General features: G+C 65.5%; 12 protein-coding genes and 1 tRNA gene. 5 read left to right on the forward strand and 8 right to left on the reverse strand.

Annotation, left to right across the window (positions count from 1 at the left end):
- The first annotated feature begins 214 nt into the window (after positions 1-214).
- A complete protein-coding gene (locus tag ESZ60_RS16750) occupies positions 215-1,951 on the forward strand; it encodes an HAD family hydrolase (protein WP_134681867.1) in 1,737 nt (578 codons plus the stop codon).
- A gap of 21 nt (positions 1,952-1,972) precedes the next feature.
- On the opposite strand, the gene ESZ60_RS16755 is transcribed toward ESZ60_RS16750, so the two are convergent.
- From ESZ60_RS16755 to tsaD, 8 genes are all read right to left on the reverse strand, one after another.
- Positions 1,973-3,091, reverse strand: coding sequence for a hypothetical protein (locus tag ESZ60_RS16755; protein ID WP_134681868.1), 1,119 nt, complete (start codon positions 3,089-3,091; stop codon positions 1,973-1,975).
- A 58-nt stretch (positions 3,092-3,149) separates the two neighbouring features.
- Positions 3,150-5,054, reverse strand: a complete 1,905-nt coding sequence (locus ESZ60_RS16760) for an acyl-CoA synthetase (RefSeq protein ID WP_134681869.1) — start codon at positions 5,052-5,054, stop codon at positions 3,150-3,152.
- Positions 5,055-5,173: 119 nt separating this feature from the next.
- Positions 5,174-5,791, reverse strand: coding sequence for a LysM and BON domain-containing protein (locus ESZ60_RS21705; protein WP_134681870.1), 618 nt, complete (start codon positions 5,789-5,791; stop codon positions 5,174-5,176).
- Between the two features lie 81 nt (positions 5,792-5,872).
- Positions 5,873-7,684 carry an ABC transporter transmembrane domain-containing protein gene (locus ESZ60_RS16770; RefSeq protein WP_134681871.1) on the reverse strand — a complete coding sequence of 604 codons (1,812 nt, stop codon included), beginning with the start codon at positions 7,682-7,684 and terminating at the stop codon, positions 5,873-5,875.
- Positions 7,685-7,705: 21 nt separating this feature from the next.
- Entirely contained in the window at positions 7,706-8,131 is a 426-nt protein-coding gene (locus ESZ60_RS16775; RefSeq protein WP_209021337.1) for an EVE domain-containing protein, read from the reverse strand.
- Positions 8,131-8,406 carry a YciI family protein gene (locus ESZ60_RS16780; protein WP_209021338.1) on the reverse strand — a complete coding sequence of 92 codons (276 nt, stop codon included), beginning with the start codon at positions 8,404-8,406 and terminating at the stop codon, positions 8,131-8,133. Before ESZ60_RS16780 ends, ESZ60_RS16775 begins: the two co-directional genes overlap by 1 nt.
- Positions 8,403-9,347, reverse strand: a complete 945-nt coding sequence (locus tag ESZ60_RS16785) for an NAD(P)H-dependent glycerol-3-phosphate dehydrogenase (protein WP_134681872.1) — start codon at positions 9,345-9,347, stop codon at positions 8,403-8,405. The genes ESZ60_RS16780 and ESZ60_RS16785 overlap by 4 nt, the downstream gene beginning before the upstream one ends.
- Positions 9,344-10,414 (reverse strand): tRNA (adenosine(37)-N6)-threonylcarbamoyltransferase complex transferase subunit TsaD, encoded by a 1,071-nt coding sequence (tsaD, locus tag ESZ60_RS16790; RefSeq protein WP_134681873.1) that lies wholly within the window; start codon positions 10,412-10,414, stop codon positions 9,344-9,346. The genes ESZ60_RS16785 and tsaD overlap by 4 nt, the downstream gene beginning before the upstream one ends.
- A gap of 63 nt (positions 10,415-10,477) precedes the next feature.
- On the opposite strand from tsaD, the gene ESZ60_RS16795 reads away from it, so the two are divergent.
- The 4 genes from ESZ60_RS16795 to ESZ60_RS16810 all read left to right on the forward strand — a co-directional run bounded on the left by ESZ60_RS16795 (position 10,478) and on the right by ESZ60_RS16810 (position 14,547).
- On the forward strand, positions 10,478-11,173 hold the full coding sequence (locus tag ESZ60_RS16795) for a uroporphyrinogen-III synthase (protein ID WP_134681874.1): 696 nt from the start codon (positions 10,478-10,480) through the stop codon (positions 11,171-11,173).
- A gap of 243 nt (positions 11,174-11,416) precedes the next feature.
- Positions 11,417-12,655, forward strand: coding sequence for a COG4223 family protein (locus ESZ60_RS16800; protein ID WP_245155746.1), 1,239 nt, complete (start codon positions 11,417-11,419; stop codon positions 12,653-12,655).
- Positions 12,656-12,665: 10 nt separating this feature from the next.
- Positions 12,666-14,417 (forward strand): heme biosynthesis protein HemY, encoded by a 1,752-nt coding sequence (locus tag ESZ60_RS16805; protein WP_134681876.1) that lies wholly within the window; start codon positions 12,666-12,668, stop codon positions 14,415-14,417.
- Between the two features lie 54 nt (positions 14,418-14,471).
- Positions 14,472-14,547, forward strand: a tRNA-Thr gene (locus tag ESZ60_RS16810).
- Positions 14,548-14,575: the final 28 nt, after the last annotated feature.

Genomic DNA, 14,575 nt, shown 5'->3' on the forward strand with positions numbered 1-14,575 from the left:
CCCGGGGCAGCCGGTCCGGGCTGCGATGGCGGAGGTCTCCGCCCTGCCCGGCTGCCCGCCAATGCCGCGCACGGTGACATTTCTGAATGGCCAGAACTGGGACAGTTCTGAATGGTTGCTACAGCAAAAAGATTCTTCTTGGACAAATAACAACCTGGGGTAGATTATACCCAGTAGATATTCTCCAGTTATTCCTGCTTGCGCGGAGATTTTCATGTTTCAGAACCGCTATTCCGAAATCGAGAATGAGGTCAAACTGGTCATTTGGGACCTTGATGAGACCTTCTGGCGCGGAACGCTTTCCGAGGGGGGAATTCGCCCCGTTCCGGCCCATGTGCAGATGGTCCGAAGCCTCGTGCAGCGCGGGATCATGTGCTCGATCTGCTCGAAAAATGACCCCGAGCCGGTCTGGCGCGAACTTGAGGCTTTGGGCATTCGCGACCGTTTCGTCTTTGCCCATATCGGCTGGAGCCCGAAAGGCGAGGCGGTCGCCGCCATTATCAGGCGCATGGGGATGCGCCCCGAGAATGTGGTTTTTCTGGACGATAACGTGCTGAATCGCGAAGAGGTGCGCTATTTCTCGCCCGGCATCGCCTGCGTGGATGCGAGCGATGTCAGCGATGGGCAGGACCTTTCGGGGCTTCTGAACCTACCGCAAATGGCGGGGAAGGATGACCGCAAATGGACGCGGCTCGCGCAGTATCAGCTGATCGAGGCGCGCGAGGCCGATCAGCAGATGAGGGGCCTGTCGAATGATGCCTTTCTGCGCCAATCCGGGATCCGGCTCCGGCTGGTCACCGACCTGTCCGAACATATGGATCGCGTGATCGAACTGATCAATCGCAGCAATCAGCTGAACTTCACCAAGCGCCGGATCGTCGGAGATACCGGCAGGGCCGAGCTGGCGAACCTCTTGCGTGTGCCGGGGGTCCATGCCGGGCTGGTCGAGGTCCGCGACCGCTATGGAGATTATGGCTTCGTCGGCTTCTTTTGCATCCGTAAGCGCTATAACGGCACCAGCGTCGAGCATTTCGCCTTTTCCTGTCGCACGCTCAATATGGGCGTCGAGCAATGGGTCTGGCGCCATGTCGGCGCGCCGCAATTCCCAATCGCGGGGCCCGTGGCGAATGGGCTGGACCTGCCGGCTGCGCCGGACTGGATCACGCTGTGCCAGGATTTCGACGACGATGCGGCGGATGTGGTTCCCGACCGCGAGGTCGTGCTGATCGGCGGTTGTGATCTCCAGCAGGTGTCGTTCTATTGCGGCACGCGGCGCAGCGAATTCGTCAATACGCAGGACGATGCCGGGGTGATCGTGCGTTTCGACGATGCCGGTTTCCTGCTGAATCCGCGTGATCCTGAACTGGCGCATCATCCGGTCTTTCAGGCCGTCGCGGGCTATGGGCGGGATGATCTACTTGCGGTTGATGAAAGCCTTGGTCGCGCTCAGGTCATTATCCTGTCGATGTTCTTTGCCTTTCACACCCGAAATCTCTTTACCATCGAGGGCTGTGGCCAGCCTGATCGCTATCTTGTGACGATTCCCCCGAAACGCCTAGCGGCACTGACGCGCGATCCCCGCATGTCGGTGCGGATGCTGCGCCATCTGCACCACCTTCGCCTGCCGGCCGAGCGGCGCGCGACGCTGCTGCGCTCCGCCTTCGAGCGGATAGCGGGTATGCGCCGCGAGGGATGCAGGATCTTCGTGCTGGGCGCGTCGCGCCGGGGCGAACTGGCCGAGCGGACCCTGCCGGACCGCATGGTCTATAATACCATGTGCCGCGATTTCTGCGCGACCCATGCCGATGCGGCATTTCTGGATCTCGACGAGATCATCCCGGCTGCCGAATGCGTCGATAGCGACCATTACACGCGCGAGGGCTATTTCCGCATCGCCGCGCAGATCAATGCGCCCGGGACGGCCATGCCGGATTTGCGGGCGGCAGGCTGAAAGCCCTGGGGCAGCGATGCGCTAGCTAAGCAGTCCCGAAAAGCCCCCCGCCGGCAATGGTTCGCGCAGACGCGTCCAGATCGGCACCGGTCCGGGCGGCAAGGGAAGCGGTCGCGATGCACTTTCGGCCCCAATGAGGGCATGGCGTGCAGGCGCGCGCGAAGCTGGCCTTGCCCTGACGGTCAGCCCGGCCCTTCCCGCGCGGGCCGTGAGGCGGCGGGCAAGCACGGCATTCCCGTTGCGCGCGCAGATCGCGATGAGACGGGCGAGCAAGCCCGCCTTGCGTTTCTCGATCAGATCCTCGGCCAGCGCATCCAGGTACCAGGGCAGGCTGCGCCCCTTGCGATAAAGCGCGGCGAAGGCCTGCGGTGTCAGTTCGCCCGCGACCGCAAGCCGGGTGACCGCCGATAGAATGCCCGCGCGGCGCAGGAAGAGCGCGGATTTATGACCGGAGTATCTTGCTGGCAAAAGATGGACATGTGGCCCGACGAAGCGCCCGGCATGAAGAAGATCGGGCCGAAAGCAGGGATCATGGATCAGCCAGAGGCTTCCGGCGGCGCGGGCGCTCGCCGCGGCATCGGCGAAATCGCCACTCCAATCCGCCTTGCGGCCAATGGAGAAGCGCGGTTCCCAAGGCACCAGATCCTTTCGCAGGGTCGATTGCGGGGAAAATGCTAGGACCGTGCAGCCGGGAACGAGCTCGGCAAAGGCGCAGGCCGCATAGCCGCCCATTGACGTCCCGGTCAGCACGACATGCCGGAATCGCGCGAAAAACCCGTCGGAGGCCAGTCTGCGCATGGCGGTGAACAGGGCCTCGTCACGATACCATGTCGCGCCAAATGCCAGGACGCCAAGCTGCGACCAGCCATTCTTGGCAACGAATTCATAGCCCCAGGGATTGCGATCCGTCGCGCCGTCGCGAGCCGAAGAGAGATTGTCGAAACTCACCAGCAGCGTGTCACTGTCGCGATCGGCAAAGACCAGAGCGTGTTCTCCAAGCGACTGATAGAAGCCGCGTCCGGGCGCGCTGCGCAGGTCCAGAAGCCATTGCGGCGCGGGCCCGGTCGGAACAAGCAGGGGGGCCGGATCGTCCGATATGTCGAAATTCTCTTTGGCCGCCGGGAAGTCGCGGTCCCGCATGATCCTTCCTCCGCACTTGCGCTGGAAAGATCATATGCGCTTGCCGGAAAAAATCAATCTATGGTTGTTTCTGGCTGGGGACCCACACCCAAGGATGCGTGAACTGGCCAAGGCAATTGGCCAATTTCACCTCGTCCACGATCCCCGAGGGTCGCAGATGGGCGACGAGACCGCGTTTCTTGTCGTCGATCACCTCGGCGACATGCGCAGGGATTCCGGCCTCGGACAGCGCCGCGTCATAGACCCGCTTGATGGCGAGTTTGCGCAGATCGGGCTTGAAGATCTTGCCCACGGCGGTCTTGGGCAATTCGGACAGGATCTCGATATGCTTGGGGATCGCCGCGCGCTCGGTGATGTGTTCGCGGGCATGGGCCAGCAGTTCCGCGGCATCGAGTGATGCCCCGGGCACGGTCTCGACATAGGCGCAGGGCAACTCGCCCGCGAAACTGTCGGGCTGGCCGATCGCGCCGACAAAGGCCACGGAGGGGTGCGAGAGCAGCGCGTCCTCGATCAAGGCGGGGTCGATATTATGGCCGCCCCGGATGATCAGATCCTTGGCCCGGCCAGTGATCCAGAGATAGCCGTCCGGGTCCATCCGGCCCAGATCGCCGGTGCGCAGAAAGCGGTCCTCGGCGAAAAGCTCATGGTTCTTGTCGGCCTCGGTATAGGTCGACCCTTCGAAGATGCCGGGCGACGCGATGCAGATCTCGCCGATCTCATCCGTGCCGCATTCGTGATAGCCCTCGGCATTGCGGCGCAGGATGCGGACATGGGTATAGGGCAGGGGAATGCCGACCGAGCCCACCTTCTTGCGACCCTCGATCGGATTGCATGAGACAAGGCAGGTGGCCTCGGTCAGCCCGTAGCCCTCGGAAATCTCGACCCCGGTGGCGGATTTGAAGCGGTTGTAGAGCTCGACCGGCAGCGGGGCCGAACCCGAGATCGCCGTGCGCAGCGACGAGACATCGGCATCGACGGGCCGGTTCATCAATGCCGAGATCGCGGTCGGCACGGTGATCAGGAACGTGGCCTGCCAGCGTTCGATCAGCTTCCAGAAATTGTCGAACACACCTTCGCCGCGATAGCCCGCAGGCGTCGGCATGACCAGTTGCGCCCCCGAGGCAAGGCAGGACATCAGCACCGGATAGGCGGCAAAGACGTGAAACATCGGCAACGGACACATCATCACGTCCTGCTCGTTGAAGACCAGTGTCGAGCCGAGCCAGCCATTATAGATCATGCCCGATTGCTTGTGCTGCGCGACCTTGGGCGTTCCGGTGGTGCCACCGGTATGGAAATAAGCCGCGACGCGGTCACCCTCGGGCTCTTCGAAGGTCAGTCGGTTGTGGCGCTGCGCGCTCGCCGATGCGTCGAAATCCAGATATTTGGCATCCGGGGCGGGGGTCAGTTTCGGCCGCAGGAAGGGGATGGCCAGCCGTTTAAGCCCCGACAGCGCGCCACGCAGATCGACCTGCAGGACAGTTTTAACATTGGGCGCGAGCGCCACGGCCTTGGCGGCCTTTTGCGCCAGATCGGCCTTGGGGAAGGACTTCAGCGTGACCAGAACCTTCGCCCCGGTCTCGCGCAGGATGGCGGCGATCTGTTCGGGCTCCAGGAGCGGGTTGATCGGATTGACGATCCCCGCCGTCGCCCCGGCGACCAGCACGATCGGGGTCTCGAGCGTGTTGGGCAAGAGATAGGCCACGACATCGTTCTGACCAATGCCCAGGCTGCGGAACAGGTTCGCGGTCTCGGTCACGCGCTCATGGAACTCGTTCCAGTTCAGCGTCATGGCCTTGGATTTCGGGTCCGAGAAAAGCTGGAAGCTGATCGCCGGGCGATCAGGAAAGCGCTCGCGGGTGCGCGTGAGCATCTGGTAGATGGAATGCGGCAGATCGCGTTGATCGTAAGGCATCTCGGCCTCGATCGCGATGCGATCCGAGGCAGTTGCAAACTTGGCCATGACATTCCTCCCAGTCGTCCAGCGGGCTCCCCCGGGCAGGAGGATGTTCCAAAATGCGTCAACCGGGCAAGGGTGGAACCCTGCCCCGAACGCGCCTGATACGCGACGTCAATGCGGCGTCAAGCCTGAGGGATGCGCAGCATCTGCCCCGGATAGATTTTGTCGGGATCGCTGAGCATCGGGCGGTTGGCCTCGAAGATCTCCGGATAGCGGCTCGCCTTGCCCAGATATTCCTGAGCGATCTCGGAAAGGGTCTCGCCTTTCTGGACCGTGTGAAAGACCGGCTCCTTGAAGGCCGGAGCCTCTGTGGCGGAACTCTCCGTGGCGCTTTGCGCAGGTGTCGTGGCCGTCTCGGGCGCGGGGGCGGTTACATTCGGACCACCCGGCGGGGTCGAGGGCGGCGGGGCGGCATTGGCCGCGCCAAAACCCGCGGATTTCGGTGTCTCGGCCAGTTCGACATGGGCGATGCCCTTGATATTGCCCAAGGCAAGGATCAGCTTTTCCATGGTTTCCTGATCGCGGGCCGCGCCCGATATCACCACCGTATCGCCGCCTCGCAGGGTCAGATGCACGTCCTTCGAGGTCAGGCCAAGTTCGGTAAGTTCCGCTTTCAGCGCCGCGACCTTGCGGTCGGTATCGCTCTCGGCGGCGGCAGGGGTTTTCGGCGCCTCTTCCGCATGTGCCTCGGATCCGAAGATCGATTTCCCGGCGTCCTTCACGAAGTCCCAGATAGCCATGGTCCATCCTTTCCGCGTTGCTGCGCTGGAAAACGCGCAGGTCTCGCGGCGGTTCCTTGGATGAGAGCCGTCCGGGCCGCGTCAGCTCGCCGCAGAGTAACCTTCGGAATATTCCACCGGCCCTTCGGTGAATTGCAGCCGGGCGAGGCGCGCATAAAGCCCGCCCTCGGCCACCAGATCCTCATGGCGGCCCTGCGCCACGATCCGGCCATGATCGAAGACCACGATCCGGTCGGCTTTCTTCACTGTGGCCAGCCGATGCGCCACGATGATCGTGGTGCGGTCTCGCGACAAGTCATCCACCGCCGCCTGCACCAGACGCTCGGATTCGGCGTCCAAGGCGCTGGTCGCCTCGTCCAGCAGCAGAATCGGGGCGTCGCGAAGGATGGCGCGGGCGATGGCGATGCGCTGACGCTGGCCGCCCGAGAGCATCACCCCGCGCTCGCCCACTTGCGCCTCATAGCCCTCGGGCAGGGCGGTCAGGAACTCATGGGCATGGGCGGCGCGTGCGGCGGCCTCGATCTCGGCATCTGTGGCCTCGGGCCGGCCAAAACGGATGTTCTCACGCGCGGTGGCGGCAAAGATCACCGGCTCTTGCGGCACGAGGGCGATGTCGCGGCGGAAGTCGGCCCGCGCCATCTCGCGTAGGTCAATGCCGTCAATCGCGACATGGCCGGAGGCCGGGTCCCAGAAACGCAGCAGAAGTTGGATGATTGTGGTTTTACCCGCGCCCGAGGGCCCGACCAGCGCCACCGTCTCGCCCGGAGGGATTTCGAGCGAGATATTTTCTAGCGCCGAGACATCGGGTCGAGACGGATAATGGAAGGTGACATCCTTGAGGCTGATCGCGCCCTTGGCGGGGCGGGGCAGGGCTTTGGGTGTCGCTGGATCGGTCAGCTGGTCGCGGGCGGTCAGCAGTTCAGTCAGTCGTTCGGTCGCACCGGCAGCACGCTGCAACTCGCCCCAGATCTCGGACAGCGCGCCGACAGCGCCAGCGACCAGAACGGCATAGATCACGAATTGGACCAGTTCGCCGACGGTCATCATCTCGGTCCGCACGTCGCGCGCGCCGATCCACAATACCCCCAATACGCCCGAGAAGATCAGGAAGATCACGATCACGGTCATCACGGTGCGCGTGCCGACCCGCTTCATGGCCGAGGCATAGGATTTCTCGGTCACGTCGCGGAAACGGGCCTGCGTTGGGGCTTCATGGGTAAAGGCCTGCACGGTTTGCGCCGAGAGAAGGGCTTCGGACGCGGCACCCGAGCTTTGCGCGATCCAGTCCTGATTTTCCCGCGACAGCGCCCGCAGGCGGCGGCCCAATACGATAATGGGGACGACAATCAGCGGGACCAGCACCAGCATCAGCCCCGAGAGTTTGGCCGAGGTCCAGACGAGCATGACCATGCCGCCGATCAGGATCAGGAAGTTCCTGAGCGCAATCGATACGGACGAGCCGATCACCGACTGGATCAGCGTCGTGTCGGTGGTGATGCGACTGATGATCTCGCCGGTCAGCACGCGTTCGTAAAAGGCGGGGCTGAGGGTGATGACGCGGTTGAAAACCGCCTCGCGGATATCGGCCACGACCCGCTCGCCCAGACGCGTGACAAGGTAATAGCGCATCCCCGTTCCGACCGCGAGCAGCGCCACAATGGCCAGCGCCGCGCCGAAATACTGGTCGAGCAGATGCGCGCCCGCGTCGAACCCGTCGACCACGCGGCGCACCGCCAGAGGCAGGGTCAGACTGATCCCCGCCGTCACGGTCAGCGCGACCATGGCGGCGGCCAGAAGCCCCTTATAGGGCCGGATAAAGGGCCAAAGCGCGCGCAGCGCACCGATGCGTTTCGTTGTCGGACGATCAGCGATGATCTTGGGGCCGCGTGCCATATTCCCTCCCTCGGTCCCGGATCAGACGGGCTCGGTTCCGCCCGTCAGCTCTAGGATCACCTGCCATTCGTCATCCGCCACCGGCTGCACCGACAGGCGCGAATTATTGACAAGGACCATCTTCGACAGGCGTTCCTCGGTTTTGGCTTCATCCAGCGTAACCGGGCGCTTGACCCGGGCCACGGCCTTGATGTCGACGCATTCCCATTTCGGATCAGCGGCCTTGCTGTCGGGATGGGCCAGCGCCACGACCTCGCAGATGCCGACGACTTCCTTGCCGATATTCGAGTGGTAGAACAGCCCGCGATCGCCCAGCTTCATGGCGCGCATATTGTTGCGGGCCTGATAGTTGCGCACGCCGTCCCATTCCTCGCCCTTTTCGCCCTTGGCGATCAGGTCGTCGAAGCTGAAGACATCGGGTTCGGATTTGAAAAGCCAATATGCCATCAGCCGATCACCTTGCGCCATTCGATTACCTCGACCGAGGCGAAGAGCCCAGCCAGCGCATAGGGATCGCTCGCTGCCCACGCGCTTGCGGCCTCGCGGCTTTCCGCCTCGACCACCAGAAGCGAGCCGATGGGCGCACCATTTTCGATGAAGGGGCCGGCGAATTGCACCACTTCGGTCTCGGCCAGATAGGCGAGATGGCGCTCGCGGGTTTCCATCCGGGTTTCCAGATGGTCGGGCTTGTCGCGGCAAATGACGGCGAAAAGGGGCATCATTCTTCCTTCAATGGGCGGTTCAGCAGGATGTCGAGCGCATGTTCCATGGCGACGCGGCCCTCGGCAAGTCCTGCAACCAGTTGCGAAACCGGCAGGTCCACGCCAAGTCGCGGGGCAAGAGCTGCAACGGCGCGGGCGGTAGCCGCACCCTCGACCGTGGTGTCCGAGGCGAATTCCCGGCCCGCGCCAAGGGCGAGGCCATAGCGGAAGTTGCGCGACTGTTCCGAGGTGCAGGTCAGCACCAGATCGCCAAGCCCCGACAGCCCGGTCAGCGTCTCGGGGCGTGCGCCAAGGGCAATCGCCAGCCGGGTCATCTCGGCAAATCCACGGGTGATGACGCTGGCGCGTGCGCTGTCGCCATAGCCCGCGCCAATGGCCGCGCCCGCAGCGATGGCGATGACGTTTTTCAGCGCGCCGCCCAGTTCCGCGCCGATGACATCGGTCGTGCGGTAAAGCCGCAGGCTCGGGGTCGAGAGTTCGTGTTGCAGCGCGTGACCCGCCTCGGGGTCGGCGCAAGCCAGCGTCAAAGCGGTGGGCAGACCGCGCGCGATATCGGCGGCGAAGCTCGGCCCGGTCAGAACGGCGACGGGGGAATCGGGGCAGGCCTTGGCAATCACCGAGGACAGCCCGGTCAGGGTCGAAAGATCGATCCCCTTGGCGCAGCTGACCAGATGACGACCATTCAGCCGCGCCGCATGTTGCTCCAGAAAGCCGCCCAGCACTTGAGCGGGCAGGGCCAGCAGCACGGTCCGGGCAAGGGTCCGGTCAAGGTCGTCGGTGACGGTCAATGCCTCGGGCAGGGTGACGCCCGGCAGGCGCGGATTTTCGCGCGAGGCGGCCCAATCCGTTTCGCGGCCCCAGATCGTGACCGGAGCCTTTCCGGCCAGGCTCACGGCAAGCGCGGTCCCGAAGGCCCCCGCGCCGATAACGGCGATGCTCATGCCTTGGCCCCGCGTTTTCCCGCGCCCAGCATCGGGGCGGATTTCTGGTCCAGAGGCCAGCGCGGCCTTGCGGTCAGATCCATGCCGTCGCGTTGCCCGGCAAGATAGGCCTCGATCCCGGCCCAAGCGATCATCGCGGCATTGTCGGTGCAAAGCCGCAGCGGCGGGGCGAGGAACGTGGCCCCGGCCTCGGCGGCGACGACTTCCAGAGCAGTGCGCAGCGTCTGGTTCGCGGCGACGCCTCCGGCGACGGCGAGCGTCGGGGCCGCGCTCACGGCCAAGGCGCGGCGGGTCTTTTCGGCCAGAACATCGGCCACGGCGGTCTGGAAACCCGCGCAGATATCGTCGCGGTCCTGCGCGTGCAGCCCGCCTTGCGCGGCCACCAATTCGTCGCGCTGGCGCAGCACGGCGGTTTTCAGGCCTGAAAAACTCATGTCGCAGCCGGGCCGGTCCAGCAGCGGACGGGGAAAGCGAAAGCGGGTGGCATCGCCGCGACTGGCGGCTTTCTCGACCTCGGGGCCGCCGGGTTGGGGCAGGCCCAGAAGTTTTGCGACCTTGTCGAAAGCCTCGCCCGGCGCGTCGTCAATCGTGCCGCCAAGGCGGGTGAAATCCTCGGGGCCCGCGACCTGCAGGAACTGGCAATGCCCGCCCGAGACCAGAAGCATCAGATAGGGATATGCGATCCCGTCGGTCAGGCGTGGCGTCAGCGCATGGCCCGCAAGATGGTTCACGCCAATGAGCGGAAGGCCGGTTCCGGCGGAAAGCCCCTTGGCGAGCATGACCCCCGCGAGCACGCCGCCGATCAGCCCCGGACCCGCCGTCACCGCGATGCCGTCGAGATCGGCCAGTGACAGGCCTGCCTCGGTCAAGGCCTGCTCGACGCATCCGTCCAGCTTCTCGGCATGGGCGCGGGCGGCGATCTCGGGGACGACGCCGCCGAAATCCGCGTGCAAATCCGTCTGTCCCGCCACGACCGAGGCGAGGATCGTGCCGTCCTCGCGCACGACAGCCGCGGCAGTGTCGTCGCAGCTGCTCTCGATGCCCAGAAAGGTCAGTCCCATGCTCATCCTTGTTCCCGCCCGACCAAGGGCCTAGTCATGGTCAACTAGCATCTGAGCGGGCCGAATGCCATGCTGCCGACCGTATTACTCACCCGGCCCGAAGCGGCGGCGCGACGCTTTGCCGCGGCACTCGTTCATCTTGGTCTGCCGGTCGTGATCTCGCCCGCATTGCGGATCCTGCCCGTCGCGCATGATGGCAGGGCATTGGCTCGGGCGGGGGGGCTGGTCTTTACCTCGGTTCACGCCATTCCTGCGGCGGGCGCTGCGCGCGGGCGGCCCGCGATCTGCGTCGGCCCTGCGACCGCCGAGGCGGCGCGCAAGGCTGGCTTCGAGGTGACAGAGGGGCCGGGCGACGCCGAGGGGATGCTGCCGCTTCTGCAGGATCTCGGACCCGGCTGGCTGCATCCTCATGGCGCGCATATCGCCCGGGAATTGCCGGTTCAGGGGATGATCGTCTATGATCAGGTCGCGCTTTCGCCCTCGACCCGCGCGCGCGACGTGCTTTCGGGGTCCGGCCCGGTGATCCTGCCGCTTTTCTCGCCGCGTTCGGCCAAGCTGGTCTCGGACTGGGTGGGCAGGGCCGTCGCGCCGCTCTGGCTGGCATCGATCAGCGCGGCGGCCCGCGCGGCCTGGCATGCCGATGCCGCCCGATCCGTGACCGCGATGACGCCCGATGCGGCAGGGATGCGCGCGGCGATCGAAACCCTGCTTGCGGGGGAACCGCCGATTGCACGGCGGGTTGAGGCCCCGCGAGGCGGCGACTAGACTGACATATAAGACATGCCGTGCCATGCCGGATGCCGACAGGCTTCGCGCACGCCGCGCGTCAGGCACAAATTTGAGAAGGAGCGGGGAAGCATCGTGGAAGAAACCGGGAAGAAGACGGGCGGATCTGCCGCAACCCCCTCAAGCAGAAAGAAAAAACCGGCTGCACCTGCGACTGTCGTCGAAAGTCGCGCGGTCGATTCCCCTGCCGGCCAGAGCCCGGTCGCGACCGGAGCCAAGCCGATGATCGAATCGTCGCTGGTCGGGGCGGGCTCCGAAACGCAGGCCGCCGTGAAACGGGGCGCTGCCGAAGCACCGGCCGCGACTGCCGCGCCGGTCGGTCCTGCAGCCGCGGTCGGTCGTCCCGATCCTGCCCCCGCAGAGACCCGCCCCGTCGTCACGCGAAAGGTCGGTTTCTTCCCGACCTTTCTTGGCGGCGTGGTGGCTGCCGGGCTCGGGGCCGCTGCGACCTATTGGGCAATTCCGCATTTGCCCGAGGCCTGGCGTCCCGGCACCGCGGTGGCCGTCTCGCCCGAAGCCCAGCTGGACGCCGCGCGCCAGGTCGCGACCGAGACCGTCCGCGCCGAGCTTGCGACTCAGGCAGAGGTCATGACCACCCGCGCCGCGCAGGCAGGGGCCGACGCCGCGCGTCAGAGCCTTGCCGATTCCGCTGCCGCGCAGCCCGCGCCGGCAACCCTCGCCGAACTTCCCCCCGAAATCAGCGACCGGATGGCGGCGCTGGAGGCCAGCGTCGCGGATCTGGGCGCGCGCCCGGCCCCTGCGGCCGCGCCGGCCGACAGCACCGTCACGAATGCGCCCCCGCCGCCGCCGCCCGGTGTCTCGCCCGAGGAACTGGCCGCGCTTGCGGCGCGGGTCGATGCCCAGCAGGCGCAGCTCGAGGAATTGGCGGCGCGCCCGGCCGTCGACCCTTCGACCGCCGAACAGGTCCAGACCTTGGTGAAACAGGCCGAGGACCTGCAGAAAACCACGCAAGAGGCCAATCGCCGCGCACAGGGCGCGACGGCGGCCGCGTCGCTCAAGGCCGCGATCGAAAGCGGCGCGCCGCGCGACGAGGCCCTGGCCGCGCTGAGCGGGGCGGGCGTTTCGGTTCCGGCTGTCCTGACCGGGGATGTGCCACGGCTGGACCAGTTGCGCGCCGATTTTGCCCCCGCTGCCCGCGAAGGGCTGCGCGCCTCGCTCGATGCCGTCGCCGCAGATGAGGGGGCCATGGGCATGATCGGGAATTTCCTGCGCGTCCAGACCGGCGCCCGCTCGGTCGAACCGCGCGAGGGCAACGACCCCGATGCCGTCCTGTCGCGCGCCAATGCGGCGGTCGAGGCGGGGGACATCTCGGGCGCGCTGGAACAGATCTCGGCCTTGCCCGAACCCGGCCAGCAGGCCATGTCCGGCTGGACTGCCCGCGCGCAAACCTGGATCGAAGCCAACGCCGCGCTTGCCGAACTGGCTGCGAGCGGAAAGTAAGGATACGAATATGCTGCTTTCCGCCCTCAAGATCCTGATCTTCTTTGCCCTGATCCTCGCCGTCACGCTGGGCGCAGTTCATCTTGCGGAAACCGGCCAGGCGCTGCGGCTGGTCTATGACGGGGTCGAATACACGCTTGGCCCGGTGCAAGCCCTGATCGGGCTGTTGGTTCTCTTCGTGCTGGGCTGGCTGCTGATCAAGCTGGTCGGCGTGGCGCTGGCCTTCATCCGCTTTCTTGCCGGCGATGAAACCGCGATCAATCGCTATTTTGCCCGCTCGCGCGAGCGCAAGGGCTATGAGGCGCTGTCCGAAGGGATGCTGGCCGTCGCCTCGGGCGAGGGACGGCTGGCGCAGGACAAGGCCCATCGGGCCGCGAAATTCCTCGACAAGCCGCATCTGACCGACCTTCTGGCGGCGCAGGCGGCCGAGGTCGCGGGCGACAGCCGCAAGGCGGGCGAGGTTTACCGCCGTCTGCTTTCCGACGATCGCACCCGCTTTGTCGGCATTCGCGGATTGATGCGCCAGAAGCTGGACGAGGGCGACACCGCGACCGCGCTGAAGCTTGCCGAAAAGGCCTATGCGCTCAAACCCAAACATGCCGAGGTGCAGGACAAGCTGCTGGAACTCCAGACCCGTCAGGGCGACTGGAAAGGGGCTCGCGCCGTTCTCAAGGACAAGCGCAAGCAGGGGCAGTTGCCGCAGGACGTCCATGTCCGCCGCGACGCCGTCTTGGCGCTGAAAGAGGCCTCGGACGTGCTGGCCGAGGGCAATTCCATCAGCGCCCGCGAGGCCGCGATTTCGGCCAACCGGGCCAGCCCCGACCTGATACCGGCCGCAGTGCTGGCGGCGCGCAGCTATGTCGCGCAGAATGATGCGCGCAATGCCGCGCGCGTGTTGCAAAAGACCTGGAGCGTGCGCCCGCATCCGTCGATCGCTGCGGCCTTTGCCGAGATCATCCCCGACGAGACGCCCGCTGCCCGGCTGCGCCGCTTCGAGGCGCTGATCAAGCAGAACCCCGAACATGAGGAAACCCGGCTGCTCAAGGCGGAACTGCTGCTCGCGGCCGAGGATTTCCCGGGCGCGCGCCGGGCGCTTGGTGATCTGGCCGAGAAACATCCGACGGTGCGTTCGCTCTCGATCCTGGCCGCCGTCGAGCGTGGCGAAGGCGCGGAGGATTCGGTCGTGCGTGGCATCCTCGCCAAGGCGCTGGTCTCGAGCCGCGGCCCGCAATGGGTCTGCGACAAATGTCACAATGTCATGGCGGATTGGAATCCGGTCTGCGACAGCTGCGGCGGTTTCGATACGCTGACCTGGCGCGAGCCGGACGGCGCGACGGCTGCGGCGGGTGGCGTTTCCAATGGGGTCGAGATGCTGCCGCTTCTGGTTGGAAAGCCGCCAAGCCAGGCCTCCGCGCCTATGCACGGGCCGGTGCATCCCGAGCCGGTGCATCCCGAGCCGGGTTTGCCCCTGCCCGAAACGGGAAGCGGACCCGTCGAAGTCGCGGATGTCGCCCCCGGCATCGTCCCGCGCGAGACGGATTACCGCAAGGTCTCTTCGCTTGGAGGCGATCCGGAACCGGCGATGACGGTCACCGATCCCGAACCTGCGGTCGATGAGAAGCCCGGTCCCACCGTTCCGGACTCGACCGAGCCTGCCAAGACCACGCGGCCCCATATCGCAGCGCAAGAGGATCTGCTGCCGGTGCGCCCGGATGTCGAGCCGCCCGAAGAAGATGTGCGTGTCCTGGGAAAAAAATACTGAGCCCCCCTTTTCGCCCGCGCCGGAACCTGCTATCCGGCGCGGCATAACGGAAGTGCCGATGTAGCTCAGCTGGTAGAGCACGTCATTCGTAATGATGGGGTCGGGGGTTCGAGTCCCTTCATCGGCACCACTTCCCAAATAGAAAAACCCGCGCAGGC

This window comes from Paracoccus ravus (genome assembly GCF_004522175.1).
Taxonomy (GTDB): Bacteria; Pseudomonadota; Alphaproteobacteria; order Rhodobacterales; family Rhodobacteraceae; genus Paracoccus; species Paracoccus ravus.